The sequence below is a fragment of the Nonomuraea sp. NPDC050202 genome, from assembly GCF_040656115.1.
Classification (GTDB): Bacteria; Actinomycetota; Actinomycetes; order Streptosporangiales; family Streptosporangiaceae; genus Nonomuraea.
In genome coordinates this window covers 16,497-36,186 of record NZ_JBFALF010000056.1, presented here as the reverse complement: position 1 = coordinate 36,186, position 19,690 = coordinate 16,497, and the positions used below count along the sequence as shown (strand labels likewise).

Below are 19,690 nucleotides of genomic sequence, written 5' to 3'. Positions count from 1 at the left end.
GTTACCGTCCTGTCTCAGACCGGTTAGCCATGCCTCCCTCGCTGGCGGGGTGGACATCGAACAGCTCGCCCTGGGCGGGCATGTTGCACTTGGCGGTACGTCCCGCGATCTTCACCAGAGCCGCGAGATCGCTGAACTCAGCATGCTCGTCCGCGGCGCCGACCAACCGGATGAACACCTCGGCGGTGACCTCGACGTCGGCGAAGGCTCGGTGGCGATCCGGCGGATGCTTGATGGAGAAGTGCGCCAGCAGCGTATCGAGCCGGTAGTTGGGCAGACCAGGGAAGAGGTATCGGGCCAGCGGAATCGTGTCCAGGAGGTCAATGCGGGCCAGCGCCGGGCAGTGCTCACGTTGGTGGTGAATGAGGTTGGCCTCGGTGGCGGCGTGTTGAGCGACCAGCAGGTACTGCTTGCCCACGGCGAATCGCCGATCGAGTGACCCCAGCGCCTCGGCCGGGCTGGGAGCCTGCCCCACCTGCTCTGCGGTCAATCTCGTCTGGGCCGTGACGGCCGGTGTGACGGGGGCGAACGCGGGCGGCCTGATGAGCGAGGAGAACGGCCTGCCGGCCGTCGTCCAGGCGCCGGTCTCGTAGCGGAGTGCGAGAGCGGCGACCTCGATCGGCTGGGCCGGATAGCCCGTGGGGGTTGTGGCCTCGAAGTCGATGACCACGAACGTCGTCGCCGCGAAGGCGGGGTCGCCGGTCAAACCGCCCATGTGTCCACCGTTCTCCCAGGGGGCGTGGCGGTGTCGGCCCACGCCCGCCATATCGAGGAGCATGCCTGAATGCTGGTCGTCGTGTGCCGTCATTGACCCATGAGGTCGCTGACCGCCCGTGTGGCGGCGTGCAGGTCCGGCGCGTTCCAGCGGCGCTCGCCGGTCCAGGTCTCGCTCAGAGATCGGTAGAGGTCCGACATCGCCGGCAGAAACTCGGGCGGGAGGGGCGCCGGCTGAGGCCACTGGCTCCGGGGCACTCCGTCGGCGATCAGCTGGCGGGTTGGAATGTCGAGCCCGTTGGCCACGTACCAGTTCCGCAGGACCTGCTTGCCGCAGTGCCCGCCGTTGTACATCAGGCGGCTTTCGTCGGGTGTGCCCGGGCTGTCGGCCAGCACGAGGCGCGCATCGCTCGACAGCAGGAACTCGGCCTTGCCGTCGCAGTGGCTCAGCCCGACCTTGGCGGCGTGCCCGGTCAGTACCTCGTTGACCTTGATGGCGGTGTCGTGTATCGCCTGGAAGTGCGCAGCGCCGTCCCGCGCGTGCGTGAGCAGAGACGGCGCTGCACGAAGCGTTCCCGTTGGCACCACGCGCCACACCAGCTCTTGGATCGCGCTTTCGACCTACCGGCTGGTTCACGCGCCGCCGTGCCAGGCGCGGAGATACCGTAGGCCGATGAGCACCGACATCGCACCAGCTCAGACGCCCGAACAGCTACGGACCGCGATGGTGTCCACCCTGCTCGAACAGGGCTGGATCACCTCCGGTGCCGTGCGGGAGGCCTTCGCCGCGGTCCCGCGCGAGCGGTTCGCGCCGGAGGCCTCACCGGAGGCGGCGTACGCGGTCAACGATGTGGTCGTCACCAAGCGCGATGCCGCCGGTCGGGCGATGAGCTCGGTGAGCGCGCCCTGGCTGCAGGCCGCCATGCTGGAAAGCGCCGCCCTGCGCCCAGGCGCCAAGGTCCTCGAGGTCGGCAGTGGTGGTTGCAACGCGGCGCTCATCGCGGAGCTCGTCGGACCTGATGGGCTCGTCGTGTCGGTGGACATCGACCCGTTCGTGACCGAACGCGCGGCACGCTTCCTGGCCGAGACCGGCTACGGGCACGTCCGGGTGGTGCTCGGCGATGCCGAGCATGTGGCGCACGACCACGCGCCGGAGGGCGGGTTCGATGCCATCGTGGTCACCGCCGGCGTCTGGGATGTGCCGTGGGCAGACCTGCTGGCACCGGCCGGACGGCTGGTGGTCCCGCTACGGTTTCGCACCGTGACCCGATCCTTCACCTTTGTCGTCGACGGCGACCATCTCACTGCCCTGGATGCAACGGTTTGTGGCTTCGTCGCCGTCCAAGGCGCTGGCGCATTTCAGGACCAGGAGGCCGAACTGTCCGGTGGCGCCGTGCGGCTGACCCGCGAGAGCGGCCCCGCCCTGGACGTCGCCGCCCTGGACCGGGCGCTGACCGGCGAGCGGAGCGAGCTGTGGACCGGCGTCACGGTCGGCCGCGGCGAATCCTTCGACTCGATGCACCTGTACCTGGCGGCCACCGACGACCGGTTCGGCATGATCTGGGCCAACCGCGAACGCGGCGGCTACGGCCTGGTCGACCTCGCCCTGCGCTGGTCGTGCCCCGTCTTGATCACCTCGGACAGTTTCGCCTACCTCACCCTGCGGGACGCGGACGGGCACGTGGAGAGCGGTGGCGAGCGCCGGTTGGAGTTCGGTGCCCATGGACACGGCCCAGCCGGGCCCACGCTTGCCGAGGAGCTGCGCCGGCACGTCCTTGCCTGGGACGCCGGATGGCGCAGCCGCGCGGAGCCGGCCTTCCTGCTCTATCCGGCTGACGCCGTGGTGTCCCCGCCGCAGAAGGGCAAGATCTTCGGCAAGCGGCACACACAGCTGATCCTGGCCTGGGACTGAGCACAGCACCCGCGCAACCGGCAGCGTGACGCTGTGCCTGTGATTCGTGTTGGCGGCTGTGAACGTTAGCTGGGATCGACCTGCACAGCGCCCATTCATACACGGACGTTGTGAGCCCCATGAGATGCCCTTCCCGTTCAGGGTCTGAGCCTCTGGGCTATGTCCAACCACATCGTGACGTCGGGGGCGGCGAAGTGGCGGATCGCCCAATCCACCATGCGCAGGCTCATGTGCACCCAGCAGACCAGAGCTACGGCGTCGGGGACGCCAACTTGCAAGTCAGGGGCCCGATGGGCTAGATCGAAGCGGAGCGTGAAGAGGTCGAAGTCTGCGTTGCCGCGGACGGCCCCGTCCCAGTCGATCACGCCGGTGACGATTCCGTTCTCGTCCACCAACACGTTTTCCGGGTGGAAGTCGGTGTGGACCAGGTCGTCGCCCTCAAGGGTGTCGGGGAACGCGTGGCCGATCTCCTCAATCTGATCGGGCAGATGACGGGTTCGGCTGTCATAGGAGCGCAGCGAACCGTGCAGGCAAAAGCCGGGTCCGTCCTGACGTAGATAGAGCCGGAGTGCAGGCAGGTCCGCACGCCCTGCGAGCACTCCGCGGCACCGCTGGTTGATCTCGATCATGCACTGGATGGTCTCCGCCGTGGGAACGCGTGCGATGGTGCCGGGGAGCAGTTCCTGGACGACGATCGGGGGGTGAACCAGTTCGTACTCAGGTGTTGGGATGCCGACGGCCCGGGCCAGAGACAACAGATGGCTCACGTTGGGGCCGCGGGTCAGAACGGATCGATGGCCGTCGGGCCAGCGCACGTAGGCGGCACCTACCTGTCCGCCGGGGCAAGGCCCCTCGTAGATGAGAGGAACGGACAACCCGCTAAGGGCTTGATGAATATCGAGTTTAGCCTGCGGCTTTCACGGCGAATTTGAGCCGACCTGATCATTCACATAAGAAAAGTGCCCTTGAGCTGGGAGGTTCGGACTTGTCTAAGGCCCCGTCCAACCCACATCAGAAGGCACTTTCCGAGTGAACTCTACCGCCCCAAACCGCAAGATCACCGTGTCTGCCGACGGCCGCGGGCTGGTCTCCCACGCCGGCGGTCTGCTGCTGGCTCAGACGCTGCGCATCACCGGACTGAACAAGGACCTATCGCAGCAGCTGGCGCGGTGGCGGCCCAGCCGCGCCGTCCACGACCCCGCAAAGATCATCACCGACCTGGCCCTCACCCTCGCACTCGGCGGAGACTGCCTGGCCGACATCGCCCTGCTGCGCTCCCAGCCCGAACTGTTCGGCCCCGTCGCCTCCGACCCGACCGTCTCACGCCTGATCGACCGGCTCGCCGCCGATGAGGCCCGCGCGCTGAAGGCCATCCGCGCCGTCCGCGCCACCGCCCGCCGGCGCGCCTGGCACCTGGCCGGCGCTCACGCGCCCGGAACCGACGGCCAACCGGTGATCGTCGACCTCGACGCCACCATCGTCATCTCCCACTCCGACAAGCAACACGCGGCCCCGACCTGGAAGAAAAGCTACGGCTTCCACCCGATGACCGCCTTCGCCGACCACACCGGCGACGGCGGCGAGCCCCTGGCCCTGCTGCTGCGGCCCGGCAACGCCGGCTCCAACACCGCCGCCGACCACATCGAGACCACCCGGCTCGCCCTCGCCCAGCTGCCCAAGCACCAGCGGCACAACGTCTTGATCCGCACCGACTCCGGCGGCGGCACTCGAGAGTTCTCACCTGGCTCACCCACCCCGGACGATGGCTGAAGTACTCCACCGGATTCACCATCACCGACGACATCGCCGCCGCCATCGGCAAGCTCCCGGCCACCGCCTGGACCCCCGCCTACAACGCCGACCGCCGGCCCCGGCCCGGCGCCTGGGTCGCCGAACTCACCGGCCTGCTGGAGCTGTCCGGCTGGCCCACGGACATGCGCGTCATCGCCCGCAAGGAACGCCCGCACCCCGGTGCCCAGCTGCGCTTCACCGATCTGGACGGGCACCGCTTCACCTGCTTCGTCACCGGCACCCCCGGCGGCCAGCTCGCCGACCTGGAACTGCGCCACCGCCGCCGGGCCCGCGCCGAAGACCGCATCCGCGCCGCCAAGGACACCGGCCTGCGCAACCTGCCCCTGCACGACTTCGCCCAGAACCAGATCTGGCTCGAGATCGTCGCCCTGGCCTGCGAACTGCTTGCGTGGATGCAACTGCTCGCCCTGCACGACACCGACGCCCGCCACTACGAGCCCAAACGCCTGCGACTGCGCCTGCTCGCCGTGGCCGGCCGACTGGTGCACGGCGGCCGCCGCCTGCACCTGGGCATCCCGACGCGATGGCCCTGGGCCCACCAGATCACCACCGCCCTGGCCCGCCTGCACGCCCTGCCGGCACCAACCTGACCACCACCAAACCGCCCCCACGACCAGGAAAGGGACACCTGCGGGCCCGTGGAACCCCGCCCACCCGGCGCGACAGCCGGGCACCAACGCTGACCACAGCGAGGCTGTGAGACTGGACACACCGCAGCCGGCCCCGTCTCCCGGCCCGCCCTACTGCGCCTTCTGCGTCGCTTCGGGCCACTGGTGAGGCGGGTGTGCCGCGGTGAATGGCAGATCGGCAGCCACGCATCACGCCGGTGTCGCGCAGGGGACCGAAAGGCCGCTCCGCACTGGTAGGTGGCGAAGCGGCCGTCTCACTACGGAAGAGCAGTCCAGCCGCACGCTGAACCCGTCGTACGATCCGCTTCTACCCCGGCTAACCGGCCCAAAAGCGCCGGTACACCTCCCGTAAGCAAGGATTATCGCGCTCCGGGGCTGCCCCTGGCTGGTCGCCACCCCCTGGTCCCGCGAGGCGTCAGGCGTATCGTCGCATGCGTGGGCAACGCGATCGGTTGGGCCCGGTGATGGGCCGGTACCTGGTGAGGGCTGACGGCCTGCGGGTCGAGCCGGTCAAGCTCACCGCGGGCAGCACGCATTGGCTGTTCGCCCGGATGCGAGAGCCGAACGCCAGCTCGGCGAGGTCTGTACAAGGTGACGGTACCGGCCGGGCATGCGATCGACGTGCCGGGCTACTACCAACTGCACGAGCTGCAGGGGACCGTGGACCTGGCCGACCTGCGAGAGGTCGACGACGCCGGCGGCGAGGAGCCCGCCTGACGGTCACGTGGCGTAGCCGGGTGGCTGGGGACGGCCGGGGCGAGCGCCTACTGTGCGTCACCCGCCGCAGGGACGTGGAGAGATGCGACGGTCGCGGGGCGACCGGGTCCGGAGCTGCCGCCGCTCGTGCACTGGTTCACGCCTTCCTTCGGCTCCGCCTACTCCCGCAGGACACCAGCGGCCTGCGACGGCCCGTTGGCCCGGGAGAAGCCCAGCCCGGATGTCTCGGCTGCCGCAAGGAGCGGTGGGCAGATCCAGGAAGATGGGTCCATCCCCCCGGCACCAACAGCGCTCGGCGTCTCGCTCAGGCGGCGCACTCCAGGCAGATGTGCTGATCGTCTCGCCCGGGCGCGCGCTGGCTACGGTGGTGCACCAGGAAGCAGCGCGAGCAGGTGAACTCGTCCGCCTGAGGCGGGATGACCCGTACGGACAGCGCCTCGTCCGACAGGTCCGCGCCCGGCAGTTCGAGCGACTCGGCCAGGTCGGTCTCGTCGATGTCGATGCTGGCGGAGGAGGCGGCGGCGCGGTGGGCCTGGAGCTCGGCGAGACTGTCCTGCGCCGGGTCGTCGTCGGTCTTGCGAGGGCTGTCGTAGTCGGTCGCCATGGTGTCTTTCCGCCTCATCTACGTGTCGGCGCGGGGGCCGCTGGTGGTGTGTCCGATCCGCCGGAGATTCCCCTTCGTCGCCTGCGCCAATCCACACCGGACCATCGGCTTCCCAACGGTTATGAACAGACACGGCAGGCCTTCGCGTCGGGCAGGCTGGCCGGCCATCACGGGCGTCGGCGAGAGCGGCCTCGCCGACGCGCAGGCCTCGCGCACCGGGTGTGAGCCGACACCCGTCAGGCTCGCCGTCGTCGGCGTGGCCGCGCTCGGCGCCCGTGCCGTCCAGGCCGAAGGCCAAGGAACTGCGCCAGGGGCGACCGAATTGATCTACAACGTAAAGGGGGCGGTGTCAGTCACATCGTCTGCGATCATGACGAGCAAAGAGGAACGGGCTTCGCCCGTACAGTCCATCAACGATGACTTCTAAGGTCTGTCCGGCGGACCGGCGACGCCTGCCTGGAGCCCCAGGGTCCAGGCTCGCGGATGGCGAGATCTACATGCACGCTCATATCGGACCAGCGCCAGCCTTCAGCGGCTGTCCGCCCCCTCTGTTCCCGCGTTCTTGATCGCGCGCTGGCCGGGCTTCGCACGACCGGTTGCCGGGGTTCTGGCCGGAGTGGCGGGACTGCTGAGCGTTCACCGGTCGCGCCGCCGCCGGATGCGCGAGGATGGGCGGATCGTTTGTTCAGCGTGATGGAGTGCCGCCAGTGTCTCGATTCAGTGAGGTTGAGGAGGCTCGCAAGCGGCTCGCCCCGAAGTACGGCAGCGCGGTTGTGAAGGGGGATGGTCGAGCAGTTCGGGAGTGTCGGGGTACCTCTGTTGGAGGGCGTGGAGGGCGTGGAGGGCGTGGCGGGCGTGGTGGACGCGGTCCGGCAGCCGGAAGGCGAGGACTACGTGCCGCGCCCGGCGCCCGAGGATGTCGATGACGCGCTGCTGCTGGTGTCTGGCGCCCGGCGGCGGCTGCTGGAGTAGGAGCTGGACATCATCGAGGTGGCGCGGGCGCGCGGCCGGTCATGGGAGCTGATCGCCGAACGTCTCGGTGTCAGCGTGACGGTGGCGAAGGTGCGTCCGGTGAAGCTCCGGCGCGCTATTGACGGCCTGGGCTTGTTCTGACGCTGTTCCTTCGGCGTGGAACTGTTGGTTGAGGTCGGGGGTGAACGCGGCCAGCCGCTGCTCGGGTGCGTCCTTCGTGGGTTGGGCCTGGCCGGCGGGCAGTTCCAGCAGGGCGGGGGTGGTCTCGTGTTACGGCAGGCCGCCGGTGCGGGTGTAACTCTCGACGGCGGTGGCGTGCTCGGGTGCGGGGATGGTCGCCGCGCCAGCATGGCATATCCCGTTAGGGCATCTCTTGGGCGTTATCTACCTTTTATGGGTTTTGTCTTATTCTGGCGGCCGATACAACCGGCGCATGGCCATCCCTTCCGGCCAGCGCAGACACGCCCGCACACGGTTGCGTGGCCTGATCGAGCCGATGCTGGCGCGGCCGGTGGACGACTTCCCGGCGGGTCGGCCGGGCAGTCTCTGTTTTGAGCCTCAGTTGGGCGGCTTCCGGGCTCTCGCGCGGGTGGACGACGACCGGGGTGTCCATCTCCAGTCCCGGCGCGGCGCCCGCCTGAACGAGGTCTTTCCCGAGGTGGTCTGGTCGGTTTTCGAGCACATCCTCGCAGGGTCTGTATTCGACGGCGAGATCGTCCGATGGGGGCCGTCCGGCCGCCTCGACTTCGGCGCGCTGCACCGCCGCAATATTGCCGGGCGGCCGCCATGGCGAGGACCGAGCCGGTTCACCTCGCGGCGTTCGACGTGCTCCGTCTGCGCGGCCGGGACGTGACGGGCCTGCCCCTGGTTGAGCGCCGCGTCCTCCTGGAGGAGCTGTTCGAGACGATCCCGGCCGCCGGCGTGCTCGCCTTGGGCCTGCAGACGACCGACGAAGCCGAGGCCCGCACCTGGTACGACACGATGCACGTCGCCGGAGCGGAGGGCTTGGTCATCAAGCCGACCCGCTCCACCTACAGGTGCGGAGCCCGCGGCTGGTACAAGCTGAAACGGAGAACGAGCGCCGATGCGGTCGTCGGCGGCTACACCGGTCACCCCGGGCGGCCGAGCGGGCTCATCCTCGGCCGCTACGACCAGACGGGGCGGCTCCGCGTCGTCGGCCGCACCACCCAGCTCACCGCGCAGGCCGCCACCGACATCGCGCCACTGCTCACCCCCGCGGCCGGGGAGCATCCGTGGCCGGCTCCTCTGCCGCCGGGATGGGCGTCGAGTCCGTACGGTGAACGTGACCCCATCAGCTACACGCAGGTCCGCCCCGAGTTGGTCGTTGAGGCGTTGGTGGACACCGCTCGGGAGGGACTTCGGCACCGGCACCCTTGCCGCTACCTCCGGCCGCGCACCGACCTCGACCCCGCGCACGTCATCGAGGGCGCATCGCCCGTGGAGTGAGGTTGCCGGTTGAGGACGGGGGTGCACTCGCGGAGCCGCTGCTGGGCGGCCTCCGTGGCGGCCTCGGTCCGGCCTTGCGGGCAGGTCCCGCAAGGCGCAGATGGTTTCGTGTTGCTGCACGCCGCCGGTGCGATAACCGTGCGTGACCTGCGCAGGACTAATCGTGCACCCCTCATGTCTCGGCGGAGGTGAGACGGGCGCGCATCAGCAGCCGGACCAGCTTCCCGCCGGCGACGAGGGACTCCAGTTCGCGGGCGTATAGGAACAGGCGGTCCCCGATGTCGTCCTGCGGGAGGGGAGTCTTGCCTGCCGTGAGTTGCGCTGCTCGCGCGGCGCGGGAGCGTTTCTTGGGCGGGGCGGGCGTGGCCATCGGGTGCTGGCGGGCCAGATGTTCGTCGACCAGATCGAACGCGTCCTGGAAATCAACCAGCTGAGCACCGTGACCAAGGAAGTCGTCGAAGCCGCCCGCGAGAACCTGATCATCGGCGTCATGTGAGGCTCCCGCCTCGAACTCGCGACCCACCACCCATATCGACGAGTACGGCCCCGCCGCGGCGGGGCCGTACTCGTGTCCGCCACGAGATCACGTCCGGCCAAATAGCACTGGAGATCCCGGCCATTTACCGCCGGAACTTACAGGCACGGTGCTGGATCCCGGCCAGAAGTTGCACCACCACCAGCGACGCCAGCCCACGCAGGCTGACCTGGCCGCCCTCGGAGACTGCCGGACAGGTGAGCCGCCAGCGGTATTCATCGGTGTCAGGGTCGGCGGTCACGGTGGCGCGCCACCGGACATAGTGGGTAGGACAGTAGCCATGTTCGCTCTCGGACCGGCGACTGCAGGCCGCGACCTGGCACGGTCCGAGCGGGGGCAGCGGCCGCACCCACGGATCGGCCAGGAACCGCTCCATCGTCATTCCCGCCGTCCGGCGGAACCTGCGGGAATGCGCCTGACACGACCCCGTCCGCTGGCCCTGCCGTCCGCCAGGAGACATCCGCTGGCAGCCCACTGCTGAGCAACGTGGCGTTGTCGAACCTGGACGAGTTCATCGCCCAGGGCGCCGACGGGCCCGGGGCCACGCCGTAGAGGAGAGCGAAGCGGCGCCTTGCGCGACGAGCCTTTCAATCCAGCCAGGTGACGCGAACAATCAGTACTAGCTGAAGATGCTCGGCGACGATGAAGTGCAGGAAGCCTCGCCCGCCGAACAGGTCAAGCGTCCGTAGCCCGCCCCCGTGCAGCGGGCCTCGGCCTACGTCAGCTGCATCTCTTCCCAGGGCGACGAGCTGGCCGGCCAGCCGCTCGACCTCTGCGGTCACCAGGTCGGGCAGTCCGGCGGCTACCTGTTCTTCATCCGGGTCGTACTCCCAACCCCAGCCATCACTCACCGGCGGCGTCACGGGCGGCGGCTTCGGTGATCTGCCTGATCTCGGCCAACAGCAGCGACGCTGATTTCCGATCGGTGGCAGCAGCGACCTGTCGCTCCAGCTCACCCAGGCGGGCCGCTCGCTCGGGATAGCGGTGGATCGCCACGAACTCGCCCCACTGCGTCAGGAAGGCCTGCAGAGGTGCCACGGTGCTCTGCCGCGCGGCCTGCTCGGTCGCCTGATCCAGATGCTCGACGAACTGGCCAAGGTAGGCCGGCGCAATCTGCGCCACTGCGGTCCGCAAAGCAGCCGTCGTCAGCGCTGGACGAGGAATCAACGCCTCGCCATCGTGATGAGGGGTGGACACCTCGACCTCCTAGCCTGGATACGTACTCCACGGTACCGCTAGTCACCTGGATCCGGCAGTGATCAGGGCTGGCGTGGTCCCCCCTGCGAGTTAATAATCGGCAAGTCCTTAGTCGTGAGATAAGCGAGCGCGTTACATGCTGCGTTTATCCGGTTTCGAAGTAGGCGTAGACGGTCGCCGAGAGGGCCGCCTGGGTGGTGCCGGTGTTCTTCAGCACAATGCTTCCGTCAGGACGCAAGGCGGCGGTGACGAAGCCGGCCGTGTCCTTGTCGGCCGCGTACGCCACCGCCCGCACCCCGGCAGCCTCGTCCGGCGAAACTACTTCGATGGTGCCGTTCGCGGCGCCCCGGGCGGTGAGGGCGAGGCCGAGTGCGGTGACGCCGGAGGAGGGAATGCCTTCCACACCGGACGGCCGCAGCACCTGGGTCCCGCCGGCGGCGATCGTCATGCCTTCGGCGACCGAAACCGGGACGACTCCTCGCAGGAGGAAGCCGCGTTCGGCTGCGGTGTAGTAGCCGATCATTTCGACCGAGATCTCGGCCGCACCGGAGCCCAGGTTGTGCAGGTTGATCTTCCCATCGGCGCTTCGACCCCGGCTACGCCTATCAGGCCAACGGTACCGCCTACCCGCCGGTGTGCGGCACGAGCGGGTTGCCCTCCGGTTCCCTGGTGATCGACGACCTGCCCGGCGGGACGTCCACCCCGCGCTGCGGCACCACGGGGGCGAGTCAGGGCGGCTTCGCCTTCACCTTCGCCAGGACAGCCAGGGCCAGGGGCTGTACCCGTCGAAGATCGATCTGCATCAGCTCGACGGCGGCTACGCCGGCCACTACTACTTCGGCCACACCCGCGACCCCGGGCGTACCGAGATGTGGATCGAGGGCACCTGGACGCTCGGCAGGTCCCTCAGCCAGCCGGCGCAGATCGGCTGGCGGGCTGGTCGATCGCCGATCACATGCGCACCGAGTTGGTGACCGACGCGCTGCGAGTGGCCGCCGCGACACGGGGCAGTCTGGACGGCGTGATCTTTCATGCCGATCACGGGGCCCAGTACACCTCGGCCGAGTTCGCAAAAGTCTGCGCCGAGCTCGGGGTGCGCCAGTCCATCAACGCCAGCCTCGAACGCGAGACGCTGCAGGGCGCCAAGCGCTGATCCTCGGCCCGTGAGGCCCGTCTGGCCGTCTTCAAGTGGATCACCCGCTACAACACCCGACGGAGGCATTCCACCCTCGGCTACCTCAGCCCCATCGACTACGAGCAGCAGACTGTCGATAGGGTGCTGCTCGCCGTATAGCGACCGGTGTCCACACTTCGGGGCGAGCCCCCAAGGCCAGGTAGTTAAGGCTTTTGGGCTGCTGGCAAGGGCACTGAGGAATCTGGTTGGGCAGTGTAGGTGCCTGGCCCGATCTTGCGGATGAGGTGGTTGCTGGCCCAGCGGGACAGTTGTCGGTACATGGTGTTGAGGGTGACGTCGCCGAGGTGGCGGGCGATGTCCTGGGCCGGCCAGGAGCGGTCGGGGTCTTGGTGGAGCAGGGCCAGGACCTGTTGTTGTCTGCGGCGCTCGGCTGCGGCGAGGGGCCGCTCGTCCCGGGAGACGGCAGGTGGCGTGGGCACGGGTTGCAAGAGGGTGATGACCAGGCCGGTGACGGTGCGGCTGTGATCGGGCCGGCCGTCGTCGAGCCGCTCTTTGTAGCGGGAGACGGGCGATTTGACCTTCCGGGTGCTCACCCGCAGGCGCCGTGCCGGGAGTAGTCCGGCCAGGATGGCGCGGGCGATGACTCCGGCGCCTGGGGGCGTGTCGTCGCATGTCACGCCGGCGGCTTGGATCACCTGGTCGCGGGCGCTTTGCAGGGCGATGGTGAAGGAGCAGCGGTCCGGGTCGGTACCCGGCCGGGATTCAGCGGCGTCGACCATGACGGTGCGTAGCAGCTGGTAGAGCGTAAGCAGCGCCCACATCTCCTGCTGCAGGCCGCCCGGGTCGCCGGAGCGCAGGACTCGCCCGCGCAGGAGGGTGTGGCGCAGGGCGTAGTACGCCGATTCGTGTTCCCACCGCTGGTGGTAGAGGCTGACCAGGGCGTCGGCCGGGTAGCGGCGGGCGTCGGTCAAGGTGGTGGCCAGCCGGTAGGAGCCGGTGAAGACGGTGCCGTCGGCGCAGGTCACGGTGATCTGCGCGTCGATGATGCGCAGATTGACCGTGCCGATCACGGACAGATGGGAGCCGTCGGCCAAGTGGGACAGGATCGGCGCGCGGCGGTTGCTGCGCAGCCGGCCCAGGATCTGGGCTCCGGTGCCCGTCACCGCGGCGAGGAAGTCGTTGCCGTCGAAGCCCTTGTCCCACAGCACCAGCATGTCCGGCCTCAGCAGGTGCAGCAGCCGCTTCGCATACTCGGTCTCGCCCGTGGCGGTAGGCCCGAAGACGGCGCCGATCAGCGCCCGGGTGCCGGTTTCCACCAGGGTCATCAGCTCCAGCTGGGGATAGCCGCCATGGGCCAGTCGATCGAGCCAGGCCTGGTTCCGGCCGGTATCGGGCACCTTCAATGAGCTGCAGCCGTCGAAGGAGACCGTCCGGTAGCGGCCGAACCGCACCCCCGGTGTCCCCGGCTGCGCCAGCGGGCCGCACACCACCTCGAACAGCGCCCGCATCGGCGCAGCGCCCACCCGGCGGCGCAGGTCGCGTAACGCCTTGGCGGTCGGCGAAGCAACCGCGGGCAGCCCGGCCAGCGCACTGGTCATCTTGTCCCAGACCAGCCGGTAGCCGACCTCCGGGAACAGGCACATCGCCAGCAGGAAGTACACCCCGACCCGCGAGGGAAGCTCCCGGAGCCGGTGCTGCACCCGGCCCGTCTCCACCAGCACCGCATCCATCAACTCGAACGGCACCACCTGGGTGAGCTCTCCCAAATGGCCCGGCGCGAACATTCCCGCGGCCACCCGCACCATCCGGGGGATGACAAACTGATCCCGCAACGGGACTCCACTCTTCAGATGATCTTCGCCGACATCTGATCTACAGGAGTCCCGTTGCACGTCTCAGCCGATTGACAAGAACCGAATCCTCTTAATTACCTGGCCTTGGGCGAGCCCCCGTTCTCATGGCTTCGACCGGAGTGCGGTCGCCAAGGACGAGGCGGGGTCGCCGGTTCAGCTCTTGGGCGACCTGTCGCAGGTCACGGGCGGTGTGCGGGGACAGGTCGCTGCCCTTGGGGAAGTACTGCCGCAGCAGGCCGTTGGCGTTCTCGTTGGTGCCGCGCTGCCAGGGCGAATGCGGGTCGCAGAAGTAGATCCAGAAGCCGGTCAGAGCGGCGATGTCCTCATGCAGGGTCATCTCCCGTCCCTGGTCCCAGGTCAGGCTCTGGCGTAGCGCCTCAGGAAAGTCAGCGGTTTGAGTGATCAGCGTGTTGCGTACCTGAGGGGCTTTCCAGCCGTGGGGCAGGTGGATGAGCCGGATGTAGCGGGTGACGCGCTCGACCAGCGTGCCGATGGCCGAGCCCTGTCCACGGCCGATGATGAGATCGCCTTCCCAGTGCCCCAGGGTGCGGCGTTCGTTGACTTCGAGCGGCCGTTGGGCGAGCAACGTCATATTCTTGATCTTGTTGAGATGCGGGACGCCGCGGCGGTGAGGCTTGCGGCGGGTCCGGCCGGTGCGCAGCTTGCCCGGCTTGCGGCCGAGCAGGCCGGCGAACAGAGCCCGGTAGATCGTCTCCGGACAGGCCCGCATGTCCCGCTGGGCGGGGTAGGTGCGCTGCAGGAAGCGCGAGATCTGCCGCGGCGACCACTTGTCGCTCAACTTCTCGCGTACCAGGGCGCGCAACGGCCGGCTGGCGCGGATCCGCTCCGTGTTGGGTCGTTTTCTGCGCAACAGCGCCTGGTTATGAGCCCACCAGGGCTGGTAGCGGCCATCGGGCTTGCTGTTGCGTTTGATCTCCCGATACACGCTCTGGAAGGTCTTGCCGATGGCGGCTGCGATCTGTTTGACGCTCTGCTTGGCCTGCACCCCATCGGCGATGGCGATGCGGTCGTCCTGGGTGAGAAAGCGCGGCGAGACAGGACCCGGATCAGGAACGAGCATCCCGCCAGCATCGAGGAACCACAGCGATCCACAGCTGGTCGACACGCCGACAACGCGAGCCGCCGCTGCACCCTTGTAGCTCTGCCGCAACAGCTCGAAGTAGCGCTTCTTGGTGACCGTCGGCATCTTGTTGTGAGCCCAGCGAGGCATACGAATGTCCCTTTCTGCGACATTCGCAACCACCCTTAGAACTCAAGCTCGATATCGGCTCTGTCGAATCCAAGTAGGCCGCAGGAGCGGGCGGCCGGCAGTAGCGGCGACCGGTGGGCGGTCCGGGAACCGGAATCTGTGCCACGGCGCCGTCCACGACGGCGATGTGGTCAGCGGTCCAGCAGGCAAGGACACCACGCGAGCCATACGTTGACCACCGTCGGCTTTGGGGCTTGACCCCTGATCTTGGACATGGTGGCTGCACCGTTTCGTCTTCACCACCCGAGCCAAGGCCGAACGGCAGGTCATCCGCTACATCGAAGGGTTCTACGACCACCGGCGCCTGCACTCCGCGCTCGGCTACCGGCCACCCCTGGAAGTACTCAACGAGCCCCTTTCAACCCAACAGCCGCATGGGCTACTCCCACAAGACGGCTGTCCGGAATCTCCGTGGGCCCTCAGTCGCATCTGAACAAAAGAGCCTTTCTGGTGCGCGGCGGGTGGCAGGCGGGCATATTGGTGGGTGCACGGTCAAGATTCGCCCGTTCGACGGTCATCGGAAGGCGGTCATGGCCAGGGTTCGCCAGCGCAAGAAGGGCAGCAGCAGCCAGGCCAAAGGCGGTGATCCGCCGGAGCCGGGCCCGGGAGCCTGGAAGGCCGCGCGCACGTGGGTGGCCGGGGTGGCCAGCGCTGTGCTCATCGCGGCGGTCGGCGTGGTGTTCACCGCCTGGTACACCGCGAGCGGGACCGACGCCGTCGACCAGATCGGCGGCAAGCCGCCGCTGACGGTCGGGCATGTGGAGGTCGAGCTCGACGAGCGCCCGCTGGTGCTCAGGGAGCCGGTGACCGACGCCCGGGACCGGGCGATCCTGCTGGGCAAGGCGGCGAGCGACACTGCCCTGGCCGCCATGCTGGCCCGCCACCACGTGGCCACGATCGGGGACATGACGGCCACCGTCGTCCTGGTGGGCAACCGCAGCAGCCTGCGCATCATCGACATCGAACCGCGGGTGCTCACCCGCGCGGCCCCTTCCGACGGCGCACTTCTGGTGCCGGGCAGCGCCGGGGAGACCGGCACGGTGGAACTCGTGGCCGACCTCGACCGGCGGCCGGTCCGCTTCACCACCAAGGAGGACCCGAGCACCGCGTACTTCACGAAGAAGCAGATCGACCTGAAACGCGACGAGGTCGTCACGCTCAGCCTGTCGATCGTCGGCGCGAAGGCGTATTACGAGTTCGATCTGGTGGCCACGGTGCTGACCGGGGGCCGCTCCGAGGAGATCGTGATCAACGGGCCGGGCGGCACGCCGTTCCGGCTGACGGGCCCCGCCGACTCCTACCGCACCGAATACCGCAGATCGGGAGGCGGCTTGTGGTCGCGGATAACCCCCGACCCGGCCTGCACGGCCGCGGAAAAGTGCTGATCGCGCGGGCCGCCACCGTCCTGATGACGGTGGCGCTCCTGCTCGGCACCGCCGCCGACGCCCCCGGCGACAGGCTCGCCCCCGTCCAATGGCGGATGGCGTGGTCGGCCCCCGCCGATGGCGATGCCGGAGGCATGAACTCCGAGTTCGACATTCTGCTTCACGGCGCCTCCGAGCAGGTGCTGGCCATGGCGACCGGCGACCACAGCGTACGTGTCCACGACGCCCGCACCGGCAGGCTCGTCCGCATCCAGCACATGTCCAGCGCCCCCGTCGCCGGGGTGTGGGTGACGTCCGGCACCGTCGTCGTGCTCACGGGCAAGCAGGACGACGGCGAGCAGCGGTTACAGGCGTTCGACGCGGCTACGGGCGCGACGTTGTGGCGACGGGCCGTCAATCTCCTCAGCCAGGAGCGCGTCCCCGGCACCGGCCACTACTCCGGGCCCCGGGTCGTGGTGACCGAACGCGGCATCGTGATCGTGGAACGACAGTTCGAGCCGCTGACCCTGCTGTCCCTGGACCCGCGCTCGGGCACTGCCGGGGCCAGGACGGTCCACGAGCGGCACTGCGACCTGACCGCGGCGGGCGCCCGCTCGATGCTGCTGCTGCTCGACTACTGCGCGGGCAACCGGATGCGCCTCTCCTCGGTGGACCCGTCCACGCTGCGGACCGAATGGCGTCGCACGATGCCTTCGCCCGCCCTCACCTTCCCGAACCCGCGTCAGATCGGGGACGCGTACTCGCTCGATCTCACCGTCAGCGGCGACGGATACGCCGCGGCCGGCGACGCGTTCTACGCGCCGGACGGACGCCGGCTGCCCATCCCGCGCGAGGCACCGCGTGCCGCCGGCTCGGCAGGGGGCAGCCAATGGAGCGAGCCGCTCTACCTGAACGGCGAGCCCGAGGGCTTCGACATGTCCATCCAGTCGCTGCCCGCGTTCCTGACCTCCCTCGACATGGACACGAGACGCCTGCGCTCGCTGCCGCTCGACGTGCCCTCCGGCACCACCACCCTCGTAGGAACCGCCCCCGGCAAGGCCTTCGTGCTGCTCGGCACGGGCCGTATCGCCGCCTACATCCTGACCTACGGGATCCCGACCGGGCGCGAGCTGTTCGACGGTGTCCCTCTTGACGCCTGGCCGGACGCGTGCGGCCTGCTGAGCGCCGCCGACCTGCGCCCCATCGCGGACGGCTACACACCCAGCCCCGCGACGCCGACTCGATTCGGCCAACGCCTGCCACATCCCGCCCAGTGCGACTGGATCCCGCCCACCGACGACGCCCCCGTTGTCTCCCTCGCGGTGGAGTGGGTCTCCTCCTCCAACGCGACCGCACGGCGGATCTACGCGATCGAGACGACCGGCATCAAGCAGACGTTGGCCTATGATGCGACCACGGAGGACCCGTACCTGCTCGACTACCTCCGCCCCACCGCCACCGGCAGCAGCGGCGCGCCCGAGACCGTCGTCAACGCGGGCCCGGTCATCGTCCGGCTCGTCTCCACCTCGCGCTCGGCCCTGCGGCTCCTGGCCCCGCTGGTCCGGGACCAATTACTGGCCCGGTACCGGCTTGCCCGCCCCGCTCCCACTCCTCCTCCGCATCTGCGCTGGAGCTCCCCCACCGACGGCCACCTGCAGGGCGCGCCAACGGTGAGCGGCGACGCCGTCTACGCCGCCGGCGGCGGCCGGGTCTACGCCATGGACGCTTTCTCCGGCCGGCTGCGGTGGAGCCGGGCGATCAGCGACTACGTGTCCGGGCCGCTGCAGTCCGCCGGCGACCTGGTGTACGCCGGAGACTCACGCACCACCCTGCACGCCTTGGACACCCGCACAGGCCGCTCGCGGTGGCGGTACTCCCCTGACCCGTCACCTGACCTGGGGTTTCACTTCCTCGCGACGCGGGGACGCGTCATCCTCTGCGCCGGCAGCGACATCATCGGCCTGCACGCCACTACCGGTCGACGGCTATGGCGGTTCCGCACAGGCGGCAGTTGTGCCTGGTCCCGTCCCAGGCAAGCCGGCGGCACCGTCTACATAGACGACTACGCGGGCGCCGTGCACGCGCTGGATCTCGCCACCGGCCGCACGCGATGGAGTGTGCGGACGGGAGCCGACGAGCGCGCCAGCCCCTGGGTCACCCCGGCAGGGAAAGCCGTCTACGTCGCGGGCGCCGACCGCCGGGTTCGCGCCCTGGACACCGCCACCGGCGCGCAACGGTGGAGCACGCGGCTCGGCGCCGCTCTCACCTTCGCCCCGCTGCCCGCCGGCGCCACCGTCTACGTCAGAAGCGCCGACTACGAAGTGCACGCGCTCGAGGCCCGTACCGGCAGGAAACGATGGTCCGCCCCGACCAGCGTCATCGAACCGGCCCTCGGCCTGACCGTCGGCCAGGACCGCCTCTACGTGGTCACCTCCGCCGGCATCATCAGCGCCCTTGACACCGCCACCGGCGCGGAACGGTGGAGCGCGCCGATGGGCGACGACATCATCCTGGGTCCCGTCGTGCACCGGGGCGTCGTGTACGTCTCGACCGACGGTGGCGTCGTCCACGCCCTGGACGGCGCCACCGGCGCGCGGAGATGGCGCATGAACACCGGCGACGCGCTGGGAAACGACGCCATCAGCGGGAACGCCCTCACCCACGCCAACAGCCTTCTCTACACGGGCGGCGGCGGCAACGTCTACGCTCTGCACCCCTAAGTGCCTGTCTCTGTAGCGTCGCGGGTTCTTCTCACTCCGCTGGAGTTCGGCGGCTGTGTTGATGTGGCTGGACCTGCGAATACGCAAGGGGCTGTACGGTCACTGGTGTAACTCCTGATCAAGGAGAACGCACCTGATGAGTACTGTGATCCAGGCATCGACGGAGATCGACCTGGAGGACGCCGGCGTGGCGCGCGGGCAGCCCAAGGACATCAAGGCCAAGGAGTCGGACCGGGAGTTGGTGGCCCGGCTGGTCGACCAGGCTCGCGCTGAAGGCGTAGAGCTGGTGGGCGAGAACGGGCTGCTGGGCCAGCTGACCAAGCTGGTGCTGGAGTCCGCGCTGGAAGGCGAGATCACCGACCATCTCGGCTACGACAAGCACCAGCGCGGTGCCAGTGAGACGGGCAACAGCCGCAACGGCGCCCGCTCCAAGACCGTCATCACCGACGTCGGCCCGGTGGAGATCAGCGTTCCGCGCGATCGGGACGGCAGCTTCGAGCCGAAGGTCGTGCGCAAGCGGCAACGGCGCCTGTCCGGGGGTCGATGAGATGGTCATCTCGCTGGCGGCCAAGGGCCTGACCACCGGCGAGATCTCCGCCCACCTGGCCGAGGTCTACGGCGCGCAGGTGTCCAAGGAGACCATCTCCACCATCACCGACAAGGTGCTGGACGGGATGGCCGAGTGGCAGAACCGGCCGCTCGACCCTCAAGCGGCCATTTACCGCCGGAACTTACAGGCGAGGCACACGCCATGCCGGGGTTCGGGGACGGCAGTCCCCGGAGTCCACA

The 19,690-nt window shown here is 69.0% G+C and carries 19 protein-coding genes and 3 pseudogenes; 11 read left to right on the top strand and 11 right to left on the bottom strand.

The annotated features are described in order from the left end of the window. Position 1: 1 nt before the first annotated feature. Together AB0I79_RS58605 and AB0I79_RS58600 are read right to left on the bottom strand one after the other, a co-directional pair. On the bottom strand, positions 2-808 hold the full coding sequence (locus AB0I79_RS58605) for a 3'-5' exonuclease (RefSeq protein ID WP_357893916.1): 807 nt from the start codon (positions 806-808) through the stop codon (positions 2-4). Beyond that, positions 805-1,311: a phosphoribosylaminoimidazolesuccinocarboxamide synthase gene (locus tag AB0I79_RS58600; protein WP_357893914.1), complete on the bottom strand. Its 507-nt coding sequence runs from the start codon at positions 1,309-1,311 to the stop codon at positions 805-807. Before AB0I79_RS58600 ends, AB0I79_RS58605 begins: the two co-directional genes overlap by 4 nt. Here AB0I79_RS58600 and fxlM point away from each other — a divergent pair. Continuing rightward, positions 1,208-2,626 carry a methyltransferase, FxLD system gene (gene fxlM, locus AB0I79_RS58595; protein WP_357893940.1) on the top strand — a complete coding sequence of 473 codons (1,419 nt, stop codon included), beginning with the start codon at positions 1,208-1,210 and terminating at the stop codon, positions 2,624-2,626. The genes AB0I79_RS58600 and fxlM overlap by 104 nt on opposite strands. A gap of 137 nt (positions 2,627-2,763) precedes the next feature. Here the strand turns inward: fxlM and AB0I79_RS58590 are convergent, their stop codons facing one another. After that, complete coding sequence (locus tag AB0I79_RS58590) at positions 2,764-3,441, bottom strand: aminoglycoside phosphotransferase family protein (RefSeq protein WP_357893912.1); 678 nt, start codon at positions 3,439-3,441, stop codon at positions 2,764-2,766. 214 nt (positions 3,442-3,655) lie between these two features. Between AB0I79_RS58590 and AB0I79_RS58585 the strand changes: the two are divergent. Next, positions 3,656-5,028 (top strand): annotated as a pseudogene (locus AB0I79_RS58585) (IS1380 family transposase). A gap of 630 nt (positions 5,029-5,658) precedes the next feature. After that, positions 5,659-5,784: a hypothetical protein gene (locus AB0I79_RS58580; RefSeq protein WP_357893910.1), complete on the top strand. Its 126-nt coding sequence runs from the start codon at positions 5,659-5,661 to the stop codon at positions 5,782-5,784. A gap of 304 nt (positions 5,785-6,088) precedes the next feature. Here AB0I79_RS58580 and AB0I79_RS58575 read toward each other — a convergent pair whose 3' ends face one another. Then, positions 6,089-6,388 (bottom strand): DUF4193 domain-containing protein, encoded by a 300-nt coding sequence (locus AB0I79_RS58575; protein ID WP_357893908.1) that lies wholly within the window; start codon positions 6,386-6,388, stop codon positions 6,089-6,091. Here AB0I79_RS58575 and AB0I79_RS58570 point away from each other — a divergent pair. The 4 genes from AB0I79_RS58570 to AB0I79_RS58555 all read left to right on the top strand — a co-directional run bounded on the left by AB0I79_RS58570 (position 6,387) and on the right by AB0I79_RS58555 (position 8,827). Continuing rightward, on the top strand, positions 6,387-6,815 hold the full coding sequence (locus tag AB0I79_RS58570) for a hypothetical protein (RefSeq protein WP_357893906.1): 429 nt from the start codon (positions 6,387-6,389) through the stop codon (positions 6,813-6,815). The genes AB0I79_RS58575 and AB0I79_RS58570 overlap by 2 nt on opposite strands. A gap of 401 nt (positions 6,816-7,216) precedes the next feature. Beyond that, on the top strand, positions 7,217-7,360 hold the full coding sequence (locus AB0I79_RS58565; protein ID WP_357893904.1) for a hypothetical protein: 144 nt from the start codon (positions 7,217-7,219) through the stop codon (positions 7,358-7,360). A 433-nt stretch (positions 7,361-7,793) separates the two neighbouring features. After that, a complete protein-coding gene (locus AB0I79_RS58560) occupies positions 7,794-8,213 on the top strand; it encodes a hypothetical protein (RefSeq protein WP_357893902.1) in 420 nt (139 codons plus the stop codon). Continuing rightward, positions 8,147-8,827 carry a hypothetical protein gene (locus tag AB0I79_RS58555; RefSeq protein ID WP_357893900.1) on the top strand — a complete coding sequence of 227 codons (681 nt, stop codon included), beginning with the start codon at positions 8,147-8,149 and terminating at the stop codon, positions 8,825-8,827. Before AB0I79_RS58560 ends, AB0I79_RS58555 begins: the two co-directional genes overlap by 67 nt. A 172-nt stretch (positions 8,828-8,999) precedes the next feature. On the opposite strand, the gene AB0I79_RS58550 is transcribed toward AB0I79_RS58555, so the two are convergent. From AB0I79_RS58550 to AB0I79_RS58530, 5 genes are all read right to left on the bottom strand, one after another. After that, a complete protein-coding gene (locus tag AB0I79_RS58550) occupies positions 9,000-9,350 on the bottom strand; it encodes a hypothetical protein (protein ID WP_357893898.1) in 351 nt (116 codons plus the stop codon). 97 nt (positions 9,351-9,447) lie between these two features. Beyond that, complete coding sequence (locus tag AB0I79_RS58545; protein WP_357893896.1) at positions 9,448-9,738, bottom strand: hypothetical protein; 291 nt, start codon at positions 9,736-9,738, stop codon at positions 9,448-9,450. 211 nt (positions 9,739-9,949) lie between these two features. Beyond that, positions 9,950-10,225 (bottom strand): hypothetical protein, encoded by a 276-nt coding sequence (locus AB0I79_RS58540; protein WP_357893894.1) that lies wholly within the window; start codon positions 10,223-10,225, stop codon positions 9,950-9,952. Next, on the bottom strand, positions 10,206-10,559 hold the full coding sequence (locus AB0I79_RS58535) for a hypothetical protein (RefSeq protein WP_357893892.1): 354 nt from the start codon (positions 10,557-10,559) through the stop codon (positions 10,206-10,208). Before AB0I79_RS58535 ends, AB0I79_RS58540 begins: the two co-directional genes overlap by 20 nt. 145 nt (positions 10,560-10,704) lie before the next feature. After that, a complete protein-coding gene (locus AB0I79_RS58530) occupies positions 10,705-11,082 on the bottom strand; it encodes a hypothetical protein (RefSeq protein WP_357893890.1) in 378 nt (125 codons plus the stop codon). A 393-nt stretch (positions 11,083-11,475) separates the two neighbouring features. Here AB0I79_RS58530 and AB0I79_RS58525 point away from each other — a divergent pair. Continuing rightward, positions 11,476-11,853: pseudogene (locus tag AB0I79_RS58525) on the top strand (DDE-type integrase/transposase/recombinase); the annotation flags it as partial. A 44-nt stretch (positions 11,854-11,897) separates the two neighbouring features. On the opposite strand, the gene AB0I79_RS58520 reads toward AB0I79_RS58525, so the two are convergent. Together AB0I79_RS58520 and AB0I79_RS58515 are read right to left on the bottom strand one after the other, a co-directional pair. Further along, positions 11,898-13,499, bottom strand: coding sequence for an IS4 family transposase (locus AB0I79_RS58520; protein WP_357893888.1), 1,602 nt, complete (start codon positions 13,497-13,499; stop codon positions 11,898-11,900). Positions 13,500-13,617: 118 nt separating this feature from the next. Further along, positions 13,618-14,754 carry an IS30 family transposase gene (locus AB0I79_RS58515; RefSeq protein WP_357893886.1) on the bottom strand — a complete coding sequence of 379 codons (1,137 nt, stop codon included), beginning with the start codon at positions 14,752-14,754 and terminating at the stop codon, positions 13,618-13,620. Between the two features lie 593 nt (positions 14,755-15,347). Here AB0I79_RS58515 and AB0I79_RS58510 point away from each other — a divergent pair. From AB0I79_RS58510 to AB0I79_RS58500, 3 genes and pseudogenes are all read left to right on the top strand, one after another. Then, positions 15,348-16,202, top strand: a complete 855-nt coding sequence (locus AB0I79_RS58510; protein ID WP_357893884.1) for a hypothetical protein — start codon at positions 15,348-15,350, stop codon at positions 16,200-16,202. Continuing rightward, positions 16,196-18,901, top strand: a complete 2,706-nt coding sequence (locus AB0I79_RS58505; protein WP_357893882.1) for a PQQ-binding-like beta-propeller repeat protein — start codon at positions 16,196-16,198, stop codon at positions 18,899-18,901. Before AB0I79_RS58510 ends, AB0I79_RS58505 begins: the two co-directional genes overlap by 7 nt. A 211-nt stretch (positions 18,902-19,112) precedes the next feature. Continuing rightward, positions 19,113-19,623: pseudogene (locus AB0I79_RS58500) on the top strand (transposase); the annotation flags it as partial. Positions 19,624-19,690 lie beyond the last annotated feature (67 nt).